16 protein-coding genes and 2 pseudogenes are annotated in these 16,220 nt (G+C 65.7%); 5 read left to right on the forward strand and 13 right to left on the reverse strand.

The genetic code is table 11. The features are described 5' to 3' along the window. Positions 1–5: 5 nt before the first annotated feature. The 3 genes from POS15_RS15770 to POS15_RS15780 all read right to left on the reverse strand — a co-directional run bounded on the left by POS15_RS15770 (position 6) and on the right by POS15_RS15780 (position 2,932). On the reverse strand, positions 6–953 hold the full coding sequence (locus POS15_RS15770) for a polysaccharide deacetylase family protein (protein ID WP_284128452.1): 948 nt from the start codon (positions 951–953) through the stop codon (positions 6–8). Between the two features lie 106 nt (positions 954–1,059). Beyond that, on the reverse strand, positions 1,060–2,262 hold the full coding sequence (locus POS15_RS15775; RefSeq protein WP_284128453.1) for an MFS transporter: 1,203 nt from the start codon (positions 2,260–2,262) through the stop codon (positions 1,060–1,062). A gap of 244 nt (positions 2,263–2,506) precedes the next feature. Then, positions 2,507–2,932 carry a hypothetical protein gene (locus POS15_RS15780; protein WP_284128454.1) on the reverse strand — a complete coding sequence of 142 codons (426 nt, stop codon included), beginning with the start codon at positions 2,930–2,932 and terminating at the stop codon, positions 2,507–2,509. A gap of 237 nt (positions 2,933–3,169) precedes the next feature. On the opposite strand from POS15_RS15780, the gene POS15_RS15785 reads away from it, so the two are divergent. Both POS15_RS15785 and POS15_RS15790 read left to right on the forward strand, forming a co-directional pair. Further along, complete coding sequence (locus POS15_RS15785) at positions 3,170–4,072, forward strand: LysR family transcriptional regulator (RefSeq protein ID WP_284128455.1); 903 nt, start codon at positions 3,170–3,172, stop codon at positions 4,070–4,072. A gap of 186 nt (positions 4,073–4,258) precedes the next feature. Next, a complete protein-coding gene (locus tag POS15_RS15790) occupies positions 4,259–5,863 on the forward strand; it encodes an ABC-F family ATP-binding cassette domain-containing protein (RefSeq protein WP_284128456.1) in 1,605 nt (534 codons plus the stop codon). A 76-nt stretch (positions 5,864–5,939) separates the two neighbouring features. Here the strand turns inward: POS15_RS15790 and POS15_RS15795 are convergent, their stop codons facing one another. Next, entirely contained in the window at positions 5,940–7,268 is a 1,329-nt protein-coding gene (locus tag POS15_RS15795) for a GTP-binding protein (protein ID WP_284128457.1), read from the reverse strand. A gap of 70 nt (positions 7,269–7,338) precedes the next feature. Between POS15_RS15795 and POS15_RS15800 the strand changes: the two genes are divergently transcribed. Next, entirely contained in the window at positions 7,339–7,710 is a 372-nt protein-coding gene (locus POS15_RS15800) for a MerC domain-containing protein (protein WP_284128458.1), read from the forward strand. 14 nt (positions 7,711–7,724) lie between these two features. On the opposite strand, the gene POS15_RS15805 is transcribed toward POS15_RS15800, so the two are convergent. Next, positions 7,725–7,988, reverse strand: coding sequence for a hypothetical protein (locus POS15_RS15805; protein ID WP_284128459.1), 264 nt, complete (start codon positions 7,986–7,988; stop codon positions 7,725–7,727). Between the two features lie 175 nt (positions 7,989–8,163). On the opposite strand from POS15_RS15805, the gene POS15_RS15810 reads away from it, so the two are divergent. Then, entirely contained in the window at positions 8,164–8,583 is a 420-nt protein-coding gene (locus tag POS15_RS15810; RefSeq protein ID WP_019185717.1) for a hypothetical protein, read from the forward strand. A gap of 148 nt (positions 8,584–8,731) precedes the next feature. On the opposite strand, the gene POS15_RS15815 is transcribed toward POS15_RS15810, so the two are convergent. Then, positions 8,732–9,217, reverse strand: a complete 486-nt coding sequence (locus POS15_RS15815; RefSeq protein ID WP_019185716.1) for a transposase — start codon at positions 9,215–9,217, stop codon at positions 8,732–8,734. A gap of 158 nt (positions 9,218–9,375) precedes the next feature. Here POS15_RS15815 and POS15_RS15820 point away from each other — a divergent pair, with 158 nt between their 5' ends. Beyond that, entirely contained in the window at positions 9,376–10,254 is an 879-nt protein-coding gene (locus POS15_RS15820) for an MnmC family methyltransferase (RefSeq protein ID WP_284128460.1), read from the forward strand. A 12-nt stretch (positions 10,255–10,266) separates the two neighbouring features. On the opposite strand, the gene POS15_RS15825 is transcribed toward POS15_RS15820, so the two are convergent. The 7 genes and pseudogenes from POS15_RS15825 to POS15_RS15855 all read right to left on the reverse strand — a co-directional run. Then, positions 10,267–10,443: a hypothetical protein gene (locus tag POS15_RS15825; RefSeq protein WP_019185714.1), complete on the reverse strand. Its 177-nt coding sequence runs from the start codon at positions 10,441–10,443 to the stop codon at positions 10,267–10,269. A gap of 114 nt (positions 10,444–10,557) precedes the next feature. Further along, positions 10,558–11,370, reverse strand: a complete 813-nt coding sequence (locus tag POS15_RS15830; RefSeq protein WP_284128461.1) for an alpha/beta hydrolase — start codon at positions 11,368–11,370, stop codon at positions 10,558–10,560. Between the two features lie 549 nt (positions 11,371–11,919). Beyond that, complete coding sequence (locus tag POS15_RS15835) at positions 11,920–12,837, reverse strand: HNH endonuclease (RefSeq protein WP_284128462.1); 918 nt, start codon at positions 12,835–12,837, stop codon at positions 11,920–11,922. Positions 12,838–13,248: 411 nt separating this feature from the next. After that, positions 13,249–14,016 (reverse strand): annotated as a pseudogene (locus POS15_RS15840) (YncE family protein); the annotation flags it as partial. A 46-nt stretch (positions 14,017–14,062) separates the two neighbouring features. Next, on the reverse strand, positions 14,063–14,203 hold the full coding sequence (locus POS15_RS15845; protein ID WP_345782501.1) for an integrase core domain-containing protein: 141 nt from the start codon (positions 14,201–14,203) through the stop codon (positions 14,063–14,065). A 25-nt stretch (positions 14,204–14,228) separates the two neighbouring features. Then, positions 14,229–15,319 (reverse strand): IS3 family transposase gene (locus POS15_RS15850; protein WP_149500787.1). Its coding sequence is split into 2 segments (ribosomal slippage): positions 14,229–15,061 and positions 15,061–15,319, totalling 1,092 coding nucleotides; the frame shifts between segments, so codons are not numbered across the junction. A 68-nt stretch (positions 15,320–15,387) separates the two neighbouring features. Then, a pseudogene (locus tag POS15_RS15855) lies at positions 15,388–15,762 on the reverse strand (YncE family protein); the annotation flags it as partial. Positions 15,763–16,220: the final 458 nt, after the last annotated feature.

Below are 16,220 nucleotides of genomic sequence, written 5' to 3' on the forward strand. Positions count from 1 at the left end.
GCGCATCATTCCCCCTCGAGCCCGGCCAGCGTCATCACCCATGCCGGCACCGGAGGCTCGCCTGCGTAGAAAGCCTTCGGTTTGTTTTCCGCCATCGCCCAGCGCTGGATCCAGCTGATGCCACCGGCGCCGTTGTAGCCATCGGGATGCTGATAGGCCGGATCCTGCAAGGCGGCCTCCAGCGAGATGAAGCGATAGCCCCGCCGGCGCGTGGCCGCGACCAGCTCCTCCACGCAGTCGGCACTGAGCGCGTTGGCGTGGATCAGCCACACCTGCGCCGGCAGCCGGCCCAGCAGCTGCTGGCCCTGCTGTTCGTAGTAGTCCAGTTTGCTGAGCATGTACGGCACGTAGCCACGGCGCAGCTGGCGCAGGCGTGCCTCGCGCGAGACAGGATCGGTGTCGGTATCGCGCACATGATCGTAGGCGAACGCCCAGATCCACTCGCTGTTGTCGACCGTGACCGGTGCAACCCGATACCCGTGCTGCTGCAGGAACTCCCCGAGCGCCGCGCGTTCCTGCGGCGACTGCCCGGCACGCAGGTAAGGATGCCGGAACCAGCGCGGCGCCTGCCCGGTCTCGGCCAGCAACGGACGCAGCGTCGCCTCGCCGCGCAGGATGTCTTGCTCGTAGGCAGCCAGCTCGATCGCATGCAGGTCGACATGCCCATAGGTGTGGTTGCCCAGCTCAACGCCGGCATCGCGCCAGTCGCGCAGCATCTGCACCCGCGCCGGTTGCACCTGCCCGTCCACCTCCAGCTTGACCTCGTTGACGAAGCCCACCACCGGCACGTCGGCCCGCTTCAGGGCCGCGATCAGCTGCGCATGCCGGGCGGCAAGCTCGGGCTCGGCGCGTTCGTCCAGGCGCTGCCAGGGCAGATCATCGATGGTCAGCGCGATGCGCCGCTCCGGCGCCGCCGCGTGGGCGATGCCGGCCAGGCACAGCAGGGCCAGCACAGCACTTCGAAGAACTCCCTTGCGCACCCGCTGCTCCCATGGCGATACCCGGCCCCAGCATAGCGCCGGGCATCACGGTCCATCTTGCCGGGTGCGGCGGCTGGGCTCAGTGCGTGATCGGTGCCCAGGCGCGCGGCTGGCGCAACACCACCATCAACGTGGCCAGCAGCAGCACCAGCAGCACCGCTGGCAGCCAGCGTTCACCGACGGTTTCCAGCATCACGCCGCCGAGGATGCCCGCCAGCGCGATCGCCAGGTTCCAGCCGGTCACCACGAAGGACTGCGCGATGTCCCCGGCCTCGTCCGCACGGCGCGCCACCGCGGTCTGGAACAGCGTGGGAACGCCACCGAAGGATATGCCCCACACCACCGTCCCGATCACCAGCACCCACGGCGAGCCGGGCCACAGGCCGAACGCCACTGCCGAGAGTGCGAAGGCCACGGTGCTTGCGATCACCAGCGCGCGCAGCCAGCGATCCACCAGCAGTCCGGTGATCCAGATGCCGACCAGCGCGGCCACCCCGAACACCAGCAACAGGCGATCCAGCCATGCCGCCGCGCCGGACAGCGCCGCGAAGGGCTCGATGTAGGTGTAGAGCACGTTGTGCGCCAACACGTAGAGGAACATCGTCATCAGCGCGGTGCGCATGCCGCGCAGGCGCAGCACGTTGCCCAACGACTGCTGGGCCGCCGCGCCCGGGGCCGGCAACGACGGCAGCGCCAGCCGCGCCCACACCAGCAGGCCGACGCTGAGCAGCGACATCAACCCGAACGCCCAGCGCCAGCCGATGGTCTGGCCGAGCAGCGTACCGGCCGGGATGCCCAACGACAGCGCCAGCGGCGTGCCGACCATCGCCACCGCGATCGCCCGGCCCTGCAGCTGCGGCACCACCATGCGGCTGGCGTACCCCGCCACCAGCGACCACAGCAGGCCCGCGCTGATGCCGGCGCAGAAGCGTGCGACCAGCATCAGGCCGTAGTGGTGTGTCATCGCGGTGATGGTATTGACCACCACGAAACCGGCGATCGCGGTGAGCAGCAGCGGGCGGCGTGGCCAGCGCCGCGTCAATGCGGTCATCGGCAGTGCGGCAACCAGCGAGCCCAGGGCGTAGATGGTGACCAGCTGCCCGACCAGCGCGCGGCTCACGCCCAGATCGGCGCTCATCGGTGACAGCAGGCCCGCCGGCAATGCCTCGGTGAGGATGGTGATGAAGCCCGCGCAGGCCAGCGCCAGCAGACCGCCGAAAGGCAATCCGGTGGCCGCGTTGGGCAGGGGCACGGCGCTGGTATCGACCGCGTGCCCGCTCATGCGTGCACCTGGGTGGGGGCCGCATCCAGCGCGACAGTGGAACCGCTGACGTCAGGGAAGAAAGACATGGAGGCGCCGTAAGTGGGGGGAGCGCCACCGTAGGGGCTGAGCCGCTGGGGAAACAGCGGGTCAGCGCTCCGTACATTCCGGACTGCCAGCTCCGCAATCGCGGTCATGCTCCCCCGGCTGCCTCACACAGCAGGCCAACGGGTCACGTGAGGGTGACGGGATCGCCGCCCGCGCGTCAGTGTGCACTCGCGCCATGCACGAACTGCAGCGTCAACGACTTGCCCACCGGAACCGACTGCCATTGCGCGGTCAATTCAAGGATCTTCCCGCGAACCGCTTCGATATCCGCTGCCAGTACCTCCAGCGGAGCGCAGTGACGCGCGGTGCAGGTCACCTGATACAGATCCAGCATGTCCGCCGCGGCCGTGCTCCAGCCCGACCAGCCATCGGCCTGGAACACCTCCACCAGCCGCTCCACGCCATCGCTTTCAGAATCGGCCTGCATCTGGAATGACGCCGCCTCACCTTCCAGCACGCGACCGATGAACCCCCGCTTGTGGAGCACATTTTCGACAGCGAAGTGGACCATGTCGTGGGGAATGATGCCCTGCTTGGGGCACTCGATGCTTTCGGCTATATGCCCGTCGCGGATCAGGTCCATCCGGTCGTGCTTTCCAGACCCCTTGGTAAATACGAGTTGCATGACGTCCCCTGACGCTGAGCAGGCCCCACAGCAGGGCTGACGGATGGTCGCGTGCGGCGCGGATGCGCGTCAATCGGGCCACTGGTGGCCACCGGCCACCTGCGATCCTCACTGTTGCAGCAGCATCGCACCACGCCTGTCCCCGCAGGCCATGACGCCCGCTACAGTGAAGGCTCTTTTCCTGTGTGCCCACCCATGTCAGCCTTGGACAACCTCGGCAACCTGCAGACCTTCGTGCAGGTCGCCGACACCCGCAGCTTCGTCGAGACCGGTCGCATGCTCGGCATCTCCGCCTCGGCCGCCGGCAAGACCGTGTCGCGTCTGGAGCAGGCACTCGGCGTGCGGTTGTTCCATCGCAGCACCCGCAGCGTCACCCTCACCGCCGAGGGAGAGCGCTTCCTGGTCCGATGCCGGCGCATCCTGGATGAGCGTGACGCCGCCCGTGACGAGCTGGTCCAGCAGACCGAGGCACCCACGGGGGTGCTGCGGGTCAGCCTGCCGCTGGTCGGCGACATCTCGCTGCCGCTGCTCACCGAGTTCATGGCGGCTTATCCCGGCATCCGCCTGGAGCTGGATTTCGATGACCGGCTGGTGGATGTGATCGAGGAAGGCTTCGACGCCGTGCTGCGGGTCAGCGAGCCCACCGACTCGCGCCTCAGCGCCCGGCAGCTCGGCGTGTTCCCGCGTTACCTGGTCGCTTCGCCGGACTACCTCGCCCGGCGCGGTACGCCGCGTGTGCCCGAGGACCTGCTGCAGCACGACTGCCTGCACTACCGCTTCCCCAGCAGCGGCAAGCTCGAGCCATGGCCGCTGCCGCAGACGCCAGGCGCTGCGCCACTGGCACTGCCGGTCTCGATGGTCAGCAACACCATCGAAGCGCGGCTGGCCTTCGCGCTGGCCGGGCGCGGCATCGCCTACATCCCCGAGCACTCGGTGCGCGAGGCACTGGCCGACGGCCGGCTGCAGCGGGTGATGGCCGAGCGCATCCATGCCTGCGGCACCTTCTACCTGCTGTGGCCCTCCGGCCGCCATGTGCTGCCCAAGCTGCGGGTCTTCATCGATTTCATCAGCGCGCGGCTGACCGGCGTGAGCTGCTGAGCAGCTGCTGAGCAGGCCGCGTTCATCGGCCCGCCGCCGCGCGGTTCTATACTGGCCGCGCGGCAGCCAGCCGCCTTTGTTGCCGAGGTAGGCCTACATGCGCCATTGATGCCGCCGTCGTCTGACGGCCCGTCTCCACCCACCTGTTCCGCAGGAGGGGAGTCTTTGGCATCCAATGGAGGTCGCATGACCGCATTCGCTCTCACGCTCGATCGCGTGACGCATACCCTGCCCGACGGCCGGGTCCTGTTTTCCGAACTGTCCGCCGCGTTCGACGGCACCCCGACCGGTCTGGTCGGGCGCAACGGCGTGGGCAAAAGCGTGCTCGCACGTTTGCTCAGCGGCGATCGCGCGCCCACCTCCGGCCGCATCCTGCGCAGTGGGCCGGTGCACCTGCTCACCCAGCACAGCGGCGTACCCGAGGGCCGCATCGCCGATCTGGCCGGGGTCGGTGCGGCGCTCGATGCCCTGCTCCGCATCGAAGCCGGGAGCGTCGATCCGGACGATTTCAGCTGCGTGGGTGAACGCTGGGATCTGCGCGAGCAGCTGCAGGCACAGTGGCACCTGCTCGGGTTGCCCGCGCTCGATCCCCTGCAGCCGGCGGCGACGCTCAGCGGTGGCCAAGCGATGCAGGTCGCACTGGCCGGTGCGTTCCTTTCCGGTGCCGAGGGGCTGATCCTGGATGAACCCAGCAACCACCTCGACGCCGACCATCGCGAGCGCCTGATCGACGCGCTGCAGCGCTGGCACGGCGGCCTGATCGTGATCAGCCACGACCGCACACTGCTGCGCCACATGGCGCGCATCGTCGAATTGACGCCCAGCGGACTGCGCCAATACGGCGGCAACTACGATCTCTACGCCGAACAGAAGCAGGAGGAGCGGCGCAGCGCGGATGCCCAGCTGGCCCTGCGCAAGCGCGAGCGCCGCAAGCAGCAGACCGAGCTGCGCGATCAGCGCGAGAAGATGGCGCATCGGCAGGCGCGCGCTACACGCGATGCACGCACCGCCAACCAGGCACCGATCCTGCTCGGTGGCATGAAGAACCGCAGCGAGCACACTGCGGGCCGCTGGCAGGCACAGCAGAACGAGCGCCGTACCGAACTGGATGCGCGCGTGCGCGAGGCTGCCGGCGAGGTGGAGCAGGACATCGAGATCGCCCTGCTCGCCCCGGTGATCCAACAGCCCGGGCCGCAGCGCGTGGCCGAGCTCATCGCCGCCGAACTGCCATGGGTGCAAGCGCCCTGGAACACGCTGGATCTCACCGTGCAGCGCGGCCAGCGGATCGGGGTGCAGGGCCGCAACGGCAGCGGCAAATCCACGCTGCTGCGGCTGCTCGCCGGCACACTGGCACCGCTCTCGGGGCAGGTCGAGGTAGCGGCCAGCGTCGCCCTGCTCGACCAGTCACTCACGCTGCTGCCGGACGATGCCTCGGCCTTGTCACTACTGCAGCGCGCGCATCCGTTGGCCGACGAAGGCACGCTGCGCACGCAGCTGGCCCTGCTCGGCCTGGATGCCGAGCGCAGCCTGCGGCCGTTGCCTACGCTCAGTGGTGGCGAACGCTTGAAGGCGGCGCTGGCATCGGTGCTGTACGCCCGGACGCCGCCGCAGCTGCTGCTGCTCGACGAACCCGGCAATCACCTCGACCTGCCCTCGCTGGGCGCGCTGGAGCAGATGCTCGGTCAGTACACCGGCACGTTGATGATCGTCTCGCACGATCACGCCTTGTTGGAGTCCGTGCAGCTGACGCATCGCCTGAAGGCCACGAGAAGTGGGTGGCAGCTGATGTGAGCGCGAGGGCGGGCGTATCCCGCTCAAGCAACGGACCCAAGGCTGGAGATCGATCTGCTTTCCGGCATCCGTTTGTTCATGCACGCGCCCACGCCGGAAACGCGTCCGGCAGCAGCTGCCACAGCAGCGGCCCGGCACGCAGTTCCTCATCGTTGAGCAGGCAGGCATCCAGTTCGGCGCGCACCGCGGGTTCGTCCATCGCCACCCCGATCACCGCCAGCTCCTGGCGGCGGTCGCCCCACCAGGGATGCCACAGTTTACGCATCGCCTGGTACTCGCCGGCATCGCCGACCTGTTCCACGCTGGGCATCGGCGCGGTCCAGCACGCCGCCTGCTGGCGGGACCAGCCGATATCCGTATAGGGCACGCGCGTGGGCGGCAGCACCGGCGCGGTGTTTTCCAGGCCGGCCTCCATGCGCTCGCGCGAGGCATACCAGAAGCCGGCGGCCGAGGTCTGGGTGGCGGCACCGACGCTGGAGAGCTCGCCTACCCAGTCCATGCGGTTGGCCAGCCAGAAGAAACCCTTGCTGCGGATCACACTGCCCAGCCCGGTCTCCAGCAGCCGTGCGAAACGCTGCGGATGGAACGGCCGGCGCGAGCGGTAGACGAAGCTGGTGATGCCGTACTCCTCGGTCTCGGGCGTGTGCTGGCCACGCAGCGCCTGCATCCAGCCCGGCGCCAACTGCGCTTTGACGAAATCGTAGCGGCCGGTATCAAGCACCTCGTGCAGCGGCACATTGCCCTGCTCGGACAGCACCAGCCGCGCATCGCGGTTCATCGCACGCAGCACGGCGAGCGTGGACTGCAGCGTGTCATCGTCGATCAGATCACACTTGCTCACCACGATCACGTTGGCGAACTCGATCTGCTCGGCGAGCAGATTCACGACACCGCGGTCGTCGTCCTCACCGGCCTGCTGGCCGCGGTCGATCAGCCGGTCACTTGAGCCGAAGTCGTGCAGGAACCGCGCGCCATCGACCACCGTCACCAGCGTATCCAGCCGCGCGATGTCGCTGAGGCTGAAGCCATCCTCATCGCGCACCGAGAAGGTTGCCGCGACCGGCATCGGCTCGGCGATCCCGGTCGACTCGATCAGCAGGTAGTCGTAGCGCCCCTCCGCCGCGAGCCGGCGCACCTCCTGCAGCAGGTCATCGCGCAGCGTGCAGCAGATGCAGCCATTGCTGAACTCCACCAGCGTCTCCTCGGTGCGGCTCAGCGCGGCGCCACCCTCGCGCACCAGCTGTGCATCGACGTTTATCTCGCTCATGTCGTTGACGATCACCGCGACCCGGCGGCCCTCGCGGTTGCGCAGCAGCTGATTGAGCAGAGTGGTCTTGCCGGCGCCCAGGAAGCCGGACAGCACGGTCACCGGCAGACGCGAATCAAAGGAGGCAGAGGCAGTCATGGCAGAGCAGGTCAGGAAGGGGAATGAAATGTTACTATATAACATTCACTGACCAAGACCCCCACGCCCCATGAAGCGATCCTCTGCCCTGTTGGATGCCGGCGCCATTGCGCTTTCCGGCCTATGCCTGCTGCACTGCCTGGCCCTGCCGCTGCTCGCGGCGATGCTCCCGCTGATGGGCGTGTGGGCCCAGGCCGAGTGGGTGCATGCCCTGTTTGTGGCCATCGCCGCGCCGGTGACCGGCTTCGCGTTGTGGCGCGCCCACCGCCAGCATCGCCTGCCCGTGCTGGCGATGGCCGGCGCGTCGATCGGGCTCCTGTTGCTGCTGGCCGGCGCCATGGGATGGCCGAGCCACGATGCCGAGACCCGGATGACCGTGGTCGGCAGCCTGCTGCTGGCCAGCACGCATGTGTGGAATGCCTGGCGGCGGCACCGGCATTGAGCGGACGGCCCCGCTCAGTGCTTGAACATCATCCCGACCAGGAACAGCACCAGCGGCGCCGCACTGAGCACTGCACCCACGATGCCCAGCCACGGCCAGCGCTCCTGGCGCACGCGCGAGCCGACCGTGGCGATCAGGCCCACGGCTGCTGAAGCGAGTACGCCGATCGAGACGCCGGTGGTGCTGGCGCCGGCGGTGGCGATGTGGGCGGCGGCCGCCCCGACGGGAAGGCCGAAGAAGCTGACCAGGCCAAGCAGCGGTAGCCGTTGAGCCGACATCGGTGCGACAGACGATGAGCGCGGCGCTTGCGGAGAATCTGGCGGCACGAGGGGTCTCCTGAGAATCGCGCCACCGTACACCATTGCCTGCCGACGACGGGGCACGGGGCACGCAGACGGCATCTTTTCACGCCGTGTTGGACAATGCTCCCACACCCGCCGCCAAGGATCTGCCATGCGTGTACTGCCCAGCCTGCTCTTCCTGTCGCCGCTGCTGTTGACCGGCTGCGGCAAGGACAACAGCGCCGGCGTGTTCTCCTCCGATCCGATGCTCGGCTGCTATGCCACCCACGCGCGCAAGCCCGCCGAATTCCGCATCGAGCAGCAGAGCGGCCAGTACTACGTGTCCTTCAACCGCGATGAGCAATGGCAGCGCGATGCCACGCCGCTGCAGGAATCCAGCCGCGCCGAGATCGCCCAGTTCTTCCGCGACGATGCCGACCAGATCAACAAAGCGCTGGTCCGCCCCGGTGGCGGCTTCGGCATCTTCAAATTCAACCCGGGCGCCACGCTCAAGGGCAAGGCCAAGGACAGCGACTACATGGCGCTGGTGCTGATCGGCGCCGGCCCAGTGTTTCCGGTGAAGTGCCCCTGATGGGCAAGGTTTCCGGATCCCGCCCACCGGGCCACTGATAGGGGCGGCAACCGCCCGCCCGCACCGGTGGCCCGGTCCGCGACACCCATCCCCAACATCCCCGCCCGCGGTCGTACACAGGCGGGAACCCCATCCCCATCTCCAACCCTCAGCCTGGCTCCTCCGGCTCGCGGCGACCGCGGTGGATCGAGCTGTATGGCCATTGCGTGGCATCCCTCACGTGCCCGTGCTTGACCGGGTTGTGGTGCACATAGGCCACGTGCCGTTGCAGGTCCTCGGCGTCAACGATCCGGTGCTCGCGGAAGCCGTTGTGCCATAGGGGCCGCAGGCTGCGGTCCCGCCGCAGCTGCAGCCGCGGATCAACCATCGGCAACTGCCGGTCGAAGATCGCCTGGACCTGCGCCCAACGGCGATGACCCTCCTCATCGCCCTCCGGCAATGTCCACACCCCATGCAGATGGTCCGGCAGCACCACGATCGCGTTGATCCGGAACGGCCGCGCCTGCTGCGCCACCCGGAACGCCAGCCGCAGGGTCTGCGCCTGTTCCACCAGCAGGCTGCTGCTGCGATCGCGCAGGTGCGCGCTGAAGAAGTAGGCGGTGCCGGTAGGCCAGAGGAGGTGGTCGTAGGACATGGCCAAAGTATCCAAAGCTGCCGGCCGCACCGCGATCAGCGCACTCCCCGTGCGCACCTCGGACACCAGCGCATGCGCGGGTCGGACTCCCGGTCATGAATCGGTCGCATGAGGGCCGGCCAGGGGCATCTCAGGTACGATGCCCACCCCTGACTGACATGCCGCATGGCGTCTGCGCCGCGGCCCTGGATCCCGTGCCCCATTACACCGGCCCCCTGCTGACCCGCCCGCTCGCCGAGAGCCTGACCCGCGCCCGCGATGCCGGCACCGGGGAATGGACCGGCTCGCTCGACCTCGGCCGCTCCACCGGCACCGCCACGCTGGCGGCCGACCACTGGCAGTGGAAGGGCGAGACCTACGCCTATCCCGGCAAGACCAAGGACCGCACCCTGTACTACTGGGACGGCGAGGAGTTCCTGGCGATCTCGCGCTTCGGCTCGGCGCTGATCAAGCTGGTGCCGACCGACTGGGACGCGCCGACCTTCGAGATCGACGGCATCAAGATGCTGCCCAGCGCGCAGGTCTCCCCGTTCGAGGATGCCCGCCGCAAGGTCGCGTTGATCGCGCCGGCCGGCAAGACCGTGCTGGATACCTGCGGCGGCCTGGGCTACTTCGCGGCGTGCTGCCTGGAAGGCGGCGTCACGCGTATCCGCTCGTTCGAGAAGAACCCGGATGTGCTGTGGCTGCGCACCCTCAATCCGTGGTCGCCGGATCCGGACGCGGAGAGCAGCGGCGGTCGGCTGGCGCTGAGCCAGGGTGACGTGTCGCAGGAGATCGAAGGGCTGGAGACTGCCTCGGTCGACGCGATCCTGCACGATCCGCCGCGCTTCGGCATCGCCGGCGAACTGTATTCACAGGTGTTCTATGACCAGCTTGCGCGCGTCATCCGCAAGGGTGGCCGGATGTTCCATTACACCGGAGCGCCGAACAAACTGACCAGCGGCCGCGATGTGCCGCGCGAGGTCGCCAAGCGGCTGGAAAAGGCAGGCTTCAAGGCCGAGCTGGCGATGGATGGGGTGCTTGCAGTCAAGCGCTGAGAAAGGGGTTGGTCAACTGCCGCGTGGCAGTTTGGCCGCCCACATGTTGTCGACCAGATTGGGGTAGCGCCGCCCGTTTTCCTCGGCGCGCTGACGTGCCGCATCCTTCTGCGCCTCGGAGAGCGGCTGCGACTTCTTCTTCCCGTTGGGACTGGGCTTCTTCCAGGGCGGTGTCTGGGACTGGCGCATGGACGGTCTCGTGTGGAGTAGCGCTGCATTAACGCTAGGCAGGTGCAGCGTACAAGAACGCCCGACACGTGATCTCAACGTGCCGGGCGCGGACTACGAAGAACGACCTGCGACTTACTTCTTCAAGAAGTCCAGGAGCGCCTTGTTGAACGCATCGGCATGGCTGGCATTGCAGCCGTGCGGGGCGTCCTTCAGCACCACCACCTCACTACCCGCGATGGCCGCATGGGTGCGCTTGCCCGAGCCTTCGAACGGCACCGTGCCGTCGCTGTCACCATGCAGCACCAGGGTCGGCACCGTGACCTTCTTCAGGTCGCCGCGGAAATCGGTCGTGCCGAAGGCCTTCATGCAACCCAGCGCCGCGGTCTGGTCGGACTGCTGGCAGAGCGTGATGGCGGCCTGGCGCTCTTCCTCGCTGACCTTGAGCTCGCCGTTGGCGCTGAAGAAATCCTTGGTGAAGCCATCGAAGAACGTGTCACGGTCCTTCTCCAGGCCTTCGCGCATTTCATCGGCCTTTTCCTGGGTCAGTGGACCCTCGGGGTTGTCGCTGGTCTTGAGCATGTACGGCGGCACCGCCGAGGCGAACACCACGCTGTGCAGGCGCGATTCACCGTGCTTGGCGACATAGCGCGCCACTTCACCACCGCCCATCGAGAAGCCGACCAGGGTGGCGTCCTTCAGATCGAGATCCTCGAGCACACCGGCCAGATCATCGGCGAGCGTATCGTACTCGTAGCCATCGGCCGGCTTGTCCGAGCGCCCGAAGCCGCGGCGGTCGTAGGCCACCACGCGGTAGCCCGCATCGCGCAGCGCGGGAACCTGGGCCTTCCACGATTCGGCCGACAGCGGCCAGCCATGGATCAGGACCACCGGACGGCCGGTACCACCGGAATCTTCAACGTGCAGGCGAACGCGGGAAGCAGCCATGGGAACTCCTTGGAGCGATGGGGAAGGAAGGTTCGATCCTAGGCAGAGGGGGTTGGGTGAGCCGTGAAAGAAAGCGGCCGGGCGCTGACGTGGCGTGCACAGGGCTGACTGATACCGGCCGGGGCATTCAGCGGTGACAGGGAGGAATCGGCCCACGATCTCAGGATCTGCGACACCTCAGGACGATAGTTGCGATGGGGCATCGTCGAAAGTGGGAGCCGGTACATGGATTGTCGTGAGATCACGCCGGAGGCTGCCACCGGCACGCCTGCCGGGCTGCCCTGCCCTGCCGAGGGCGCTTGCTGCGGGCTGGCTGTCACCCTGCTGCTGCATGGCCTGGGTGGGCACCCTGAATCCCGCGGGGCATTGAGCGCTGCGCTACAGCGGATCCCGTCGACTGTGCATTGTGCCGCCTGTGCGCGGTTGCTCGGAGGCGACGTCGTCAAGACATTGTCGTTACCTGGGCGTTGAGGTAGCCGATCCTCCCTGGACCCAAGACTTGATCGGATGGCGCTGCCTTGGACAGCACCATCCATCCATTGCCTATTATTACTTCTGCAGAATCTCCGTGCGGTGGTACTCCATGTACACACGTTGCTCGGCGGATAGCGGCTTGATGACTGCCGGCTGGCCGAGTCCCCAGCGCTTCTGCACTTCGGCGGGCAGTCGCTTGCTGACGATGAGCTCTCCGGCATCGTCGAACGAGATAAATCCCTTATCGAACAAGCGATCCACATGCGGCGAGAGCAGCAATCCGTTGTTCCCATCTAGCCGTGCCGTGTTGTCACTCTTTGACCAGGGTCTGATATGGCTTGCAGTGAGAAAACGCTGATCGTCCAACCCAGTAACGCGGCATCGCACTTCGGTTGCGCCCACGCGTTGGCGGAACATCCCTTGCCCTCTGCGGGCCTTGATCAGCTGCTCCTTCTCCGTCGCTGTCAGACTCTTGTCCTGACGAATCGCGTTTGTCGCGGCATCTGCGATCCCATCCTCACCTTGTTCACCGATAAGTGAAAGAAGCGCCTTAGCCAAGGGAAGAGGGATATGGGCCAGGTAGACCTGGTTTGCGTCTCCGTTGGACTGGAGCGGCGAGTACTTGTCAGGCAACAGCGGCGCCAAGGTATCCATGTGGTCTCGAGGGCGCAGCTTGGCTTCAAGAAGCGTGTAGTCGACTTTTACGTACCAGCCTTTTTCCGTCCAATTGGGGTCAGCCGTCTTGAACTCAGCAGGCTTGTTCCGACTCTTGTGCGGCTCCAAAACGACGGCCAGCGCTTGGATGTAGGTATCTACGAACGAAAAGACAATGTCGCCCGGCTGGACCTTCGTCATGTTGTCGTAGAACTCGCTCCTTACGCCGTCCTTTCTTTCCTTAGGTGACCACAAGTAGCCACCGTTCAGCGCGATCTTGAAGGTCTTGTTCTGGTTAACCCACCAATAGTTCATCCCTGTTCCTATCTCTTCAGTCATCAGCCCGCCTATTGACGGGTCGACTTGCGATAGTAACTAGCTATTGTCGTGTTTGGCACCATTTTGGCCGTGGACACAGCGTTACTTAGGGACTCTGACGAGTCACCCTAAATTTCGCAGAAGGTTGGCCGATGTTGTTGTACCGACCTATCCGGAGCAGTTTTGCTGCCCTGGATGTGGAGCGCTGGTGCGCGCAGATGCGACGGCCCCACCAAAGTGGCTGACTGGACGCTGTCGTGATGGCGCGTGCCGGACAGAGGTACTGTGCAGCGCCGAAGTGAGACGTCGACCGCGATTTACCTGCTCAGCGCATGACCAAAATGCGACCGGCCGCTTAGGGATCACCACACTTCGACGTAGCAAGCTGCCCGGCGGCATATCTGCTACCGGGCAGCTCGTCCCTACTATTTGTTACAGCGCAATCCGCGCAACGGACTCTTCACTACCCTTCGCCTCGCTGTCACCGTTCTTGACGGTCACGTACAGCACGTTCTTCTTGGCATCCAGCGCCAAGCTGTTCGGGTGCGTAGGCACCGCGTACGTCGCCACCTGCTTGTAGGTGTCGCTGTTGTATGCGGTCACCGTGCCGCCATCGCGGTTGGTCACGTACAGACGCTTGCGTTGTGCATCCAGCAGGATGCCCAGCGGGCCGGCATCGGTCGGGATGCTGGCCAGTTCCTTGCCGGTGGTACGGTCCAGCACCAGGACGCGCCGGCCCGGATGCTTCGATTCGAAGCCCGAGCTGCTGGCCTGGTACTTGCGGATCATCTCCGAGCCCTGGTCGGTCACGAACAGGCGCTTGCCGGCCGGATCCAGAGCGATGTTCATCGGCTGCTCCGCACTGACCTTGAAGCGCTGCTCGACCTTGCCGCTGTCGGAGCCGACAGTGACGACCTCGGCCAGCAGGTTGGACGTGTAGACGCGCTTGGCCTTGGCATCCAGCGCCAGACCCGGCGCCTTGGCATTGCCCAGGCCCGGAATGGTGTTGATGACCTTCAGCGACTGCGTATCCACCACGAACAGCACGCTGCCCTCGCCCGAGTGCCCGGTGACGTACAGGCGGTTGTTGGCGCCATCAACGACCAGCTCGCGCAGATCGTGGGTATAGGCGGCCTTGCCATCCTTGCCGACCTTCTTTTCCATCAGCTGCACGATGCCGACGGATTTATTGGTAGCGGTGCGACGTCCCCCCGCTTTCAGTAGCGGAGCTGTTTGGAGCCCGGCTTTATCGTAGCGGTTTCACCGCCAGCTGTTGGGCATAGGCGGCAGGCGTTAGCCCGCCGAGCGATTTCTTCGGCCGCTCTTCGTTGTACTCCCGCCGCCAGCGCTCGATCTCGGTGCGCGCGCGACGTCCCCCCGCTTTCAGTAGCGGAGCTGTTTGGAGCCCGGCTTTATCGTAGCGGTTTCACCGCCAGCTGTTGGGCATAGGCGGCAGGCGTTAGCCCGCCGAGCGATTTCTTCGGCCGCTCTTCGTTGTACTCCCGCCGCCAGCGCTCGATCTCGGTGCGCGCGTGCAGCAGTGTCGGGAACCAGTGTTCGTTGAGGCATTCGTCGCGCAGGCGTCCGTTGAACGATTCAACGTAAGCGTTCTGATTCGGCTTGCCCGGCTGGATCAGACGCAGCGACACGCCACGTTCGTGCGCCCAGGCCACCATTGCCTTGCCGCAGAATTCCTTGCCGTTATCGGTCCGGATCACCTTCGGCAGGCCACGGCTGAGTGCCAGGCGGTCCAGCACGCGGCTGACGCCGTGGCCCGAAATCGCACGCTCGACCTCGATTGCCACCGCCTCGTGGCTGGCGTCATCCACAATCACCAGACACTTGATGACACGGCCGTCGGCTGTGCGATCGAAGATAAAGTCCATCGACCACACCTCGTTGGCCGCAACCGGACGAATCAGTGGTTGCCGTTCGCCCAGGGGCACCTTCTTGCGCTTGCGCCGCCGCACCTGCAGTTTCGCCTGCTGATACAGCCGCTCGACGCGCTTGTAGTTCACGACCTGGCCGCCTTGCCGCAGCTTGAGGTAGATCATGCCCACCCCGTAGCGCTTGTGCCGATGCGCCAAGGCCTGGATCTGCGCCCGCAGTTCTACATTGCGGTCCGGACGAGGCGTGTAGCGCAGTGCGCTGGCACTCATGCCGACCACGCGCAGAGCGCGCCGCTCGCTGAGTCCTTTTCTTGCCATGTAGCGCACCTGCTCGCGTCGGGCGGGTGCGCTCACCATTTTTTTCGCAGCACGTCCTTGATCACCTCGTTCTCGAGGACCTGCTCGGCCAACAGCTTCTTCAACCGCGCGTTCTCGGTCTCCAGTTCCTTCAGGCGCTTGGCCTCCGACACATTCATGCCGCCGAACTTGCTGCGCCACAGGTAGTACGACGCCTCGCTGAAGCCGTGCCGACGGCACAGCTCCTTGACCGGCAGCCCGGCCTCGGCCTCACGCAAGAAGCCGATGATCTGCTCTTCGCTGAAACGCTTTTTCACGTCCAATCTCCTTCTCGTTGGGGATTGGACTCCAAAGCAGCTTGCTACTCAATTGAGGGGGGGCGTCGGGTGTCCACCACAGTGACGGAGGTATCGACGGTGTTGCCGACGTACAGGCGGTTGTTGGCGTCGTCCAGCACCACACCGAACGCCTTGCGCTCCAGCGGGATGGCGGTTTCGACGGCCAAGGTATCCGGGTTCAGGCGCAGCACCTGCGACGGACCAGAGGCATCACCGAAGCCACCCGATGAGGCGACGAACACGGCGTTCTGCTTGGGGCTGAAAGCCAGCTCATAGAGACCCTGGGCGACGGCTTTGCGCTGGACGGCGGTGCTGCTGGCGGATGCGGTGGCCTGCTCAGCGGCGAAGGCGGGCGGCGCGCCAAGGCTCAGGGAGATGGCGAAGGCCAGAGCGGCGGAGCGGATTACGGAATTGCGGAGCATGCGAGCTTCCTTGAAGGGGCACGGGAGGGTGTGCTGGCTCGCTGGGCCGTACTTGTGACGGCCGGACCCTGCTTTCGGCAGGGCTGGCTGGCTGTGGCCAATTCACTTTAGCAGAACCCTGACTCCAATTCCGCCAGCGAATCTGCTATCGACGCTAAACCGTCGATCTAGATTCAATATCCACTCACACTAAGGTGGAGAGGAATTATCATTCATTACAAAGGCTTGTCGATAGAAGCAATAAAATTCATCCACGCAAATACCGACCTAGAAGGCCAATCCATTAATGATGACATGTTGACGGCGGAATGAAACATGTATTAGAACTTTAAGTCATTTCCAATTTCGACTATGAATTTTGGAGCGAGCTACGCAGTGAATACTGCGCTCTTGGATAGAAGGAGGGCAGCCGAAGCCGCCCGCCTAACTTGAGATTCGATAACTTCCGAAAATTATTT

The organism is Stenotrophomonas sp. BIO128-Bstrain (genome assembly GCF_030128875.1).
GTDB classification, from domain to species: domain Bacteria; phylum Pseudomonadota; class Gammaproteobacteria; order Xanthomonadales; family Xanthomonadaceae; genus Stenotrophomonas; species Stenotrophomonas bentonitica_A.

What these genes read in the sequence shown, in the direction of transcription:
- POS15_RS15775 (WP_284128453.1), bottom strand. Translation starts at nt 2,262, where the DNA reads ATGAGCGGGCACGCGGTCGATACCAGCGCCGTGCCCCTGCCCAACGCG.
- POS15_RS15780 (WP_284128454.1), bottom strand. Translation starts at nt 2,932, where the DNA reads ATGGACCTGATCCGCGACGGGCATATAGCCGAAAGCATCGAGTGCCCC.
- POS15_RS15785 (WP_284128455.1), top strand. Translation starts at nt 3,170, where the DNA reads ATGTCAGCCTTGGACAACCTCGGCAACCTGCAGACCTTCGTGCAGGTC.
- POS15_RS15790 (WP_284128456.1), top strand. Translation starts at nt 4,259, where the DNA reads ATGACCGCATTCGCTCTCACGCTCGATCGCGTGACGCATACCCTGCCC.
- POS15_RS15795 (WP_284128457.1), bottom strand. Translation starts at nt 7,268, where the DNA reads ATGACTGCCTCTGCCTCCTTTGATTCGCGTCTGCCGGTGACCGTGCTG.
- POS15_RS15800 (WP_284128458.1), top strand. Translation starts at nt 7,339, where the DNA reads ATGAAGCGATCCTCTGCCCTGTTGGATGCCGGCGCCATTGCGCTTTCC.
- POS15_RS15805 (WP_284128459.1), bottom strand. Translation starts at nt 7,988, where the DNA reads ATGTCGGCTCAACGGCTACCGCTGCTTGGCCTGGTCAGCTTCTTCGGC.
- POS15_RS15810 (WP_019185717.1), top strand. Translation starts at nt 8,164, where the DNA reads ATGCGTGTACTGCCCAGCCTGCTCTTCCTGTCGCCGCTGCTGTTGACC.
- POS15_RS15815 (WP_019185716.1), bottom strand. Translation starts at nt 9,217, where the DNA reads ATGTCCTACGACCACCTCCTCTGGCCTACCGGCACCGCCTACTTCTTC.
- POS15_RS15820 (WP_284128460.1), top strand. Translation starts at nt 9,376, where the DNA reads ATGCCGCATGGCGTCTGCGCCGCGGCCCTGGATCCCGTGCCCCATTAC.
- POS15_RS15825 (WP_019185714.1), bottom strand. Translation starts at nt 10,443, where the DNA reads ATGCGCCAGTCCCAGACACCGCCCTGGAAGAAGCCCAGTCCCAACGGG.
- POS15_RS15830 (WP_284128461.1), bottom strand. Translation starts at nt 11,370, where the DNA reads ATGGCTGCTTCCCGCGTTCGCCTGCACGTTGAAGATTCCGGTGGTACC.
- POS15_RS15835 (WP_284128462.1), bottom strand. Translation starts at nt 12,837, where the DNA reads ATGACTGAAGAGATAGGAACAGGGATGAACTATTGGTGGGTTAACCAG.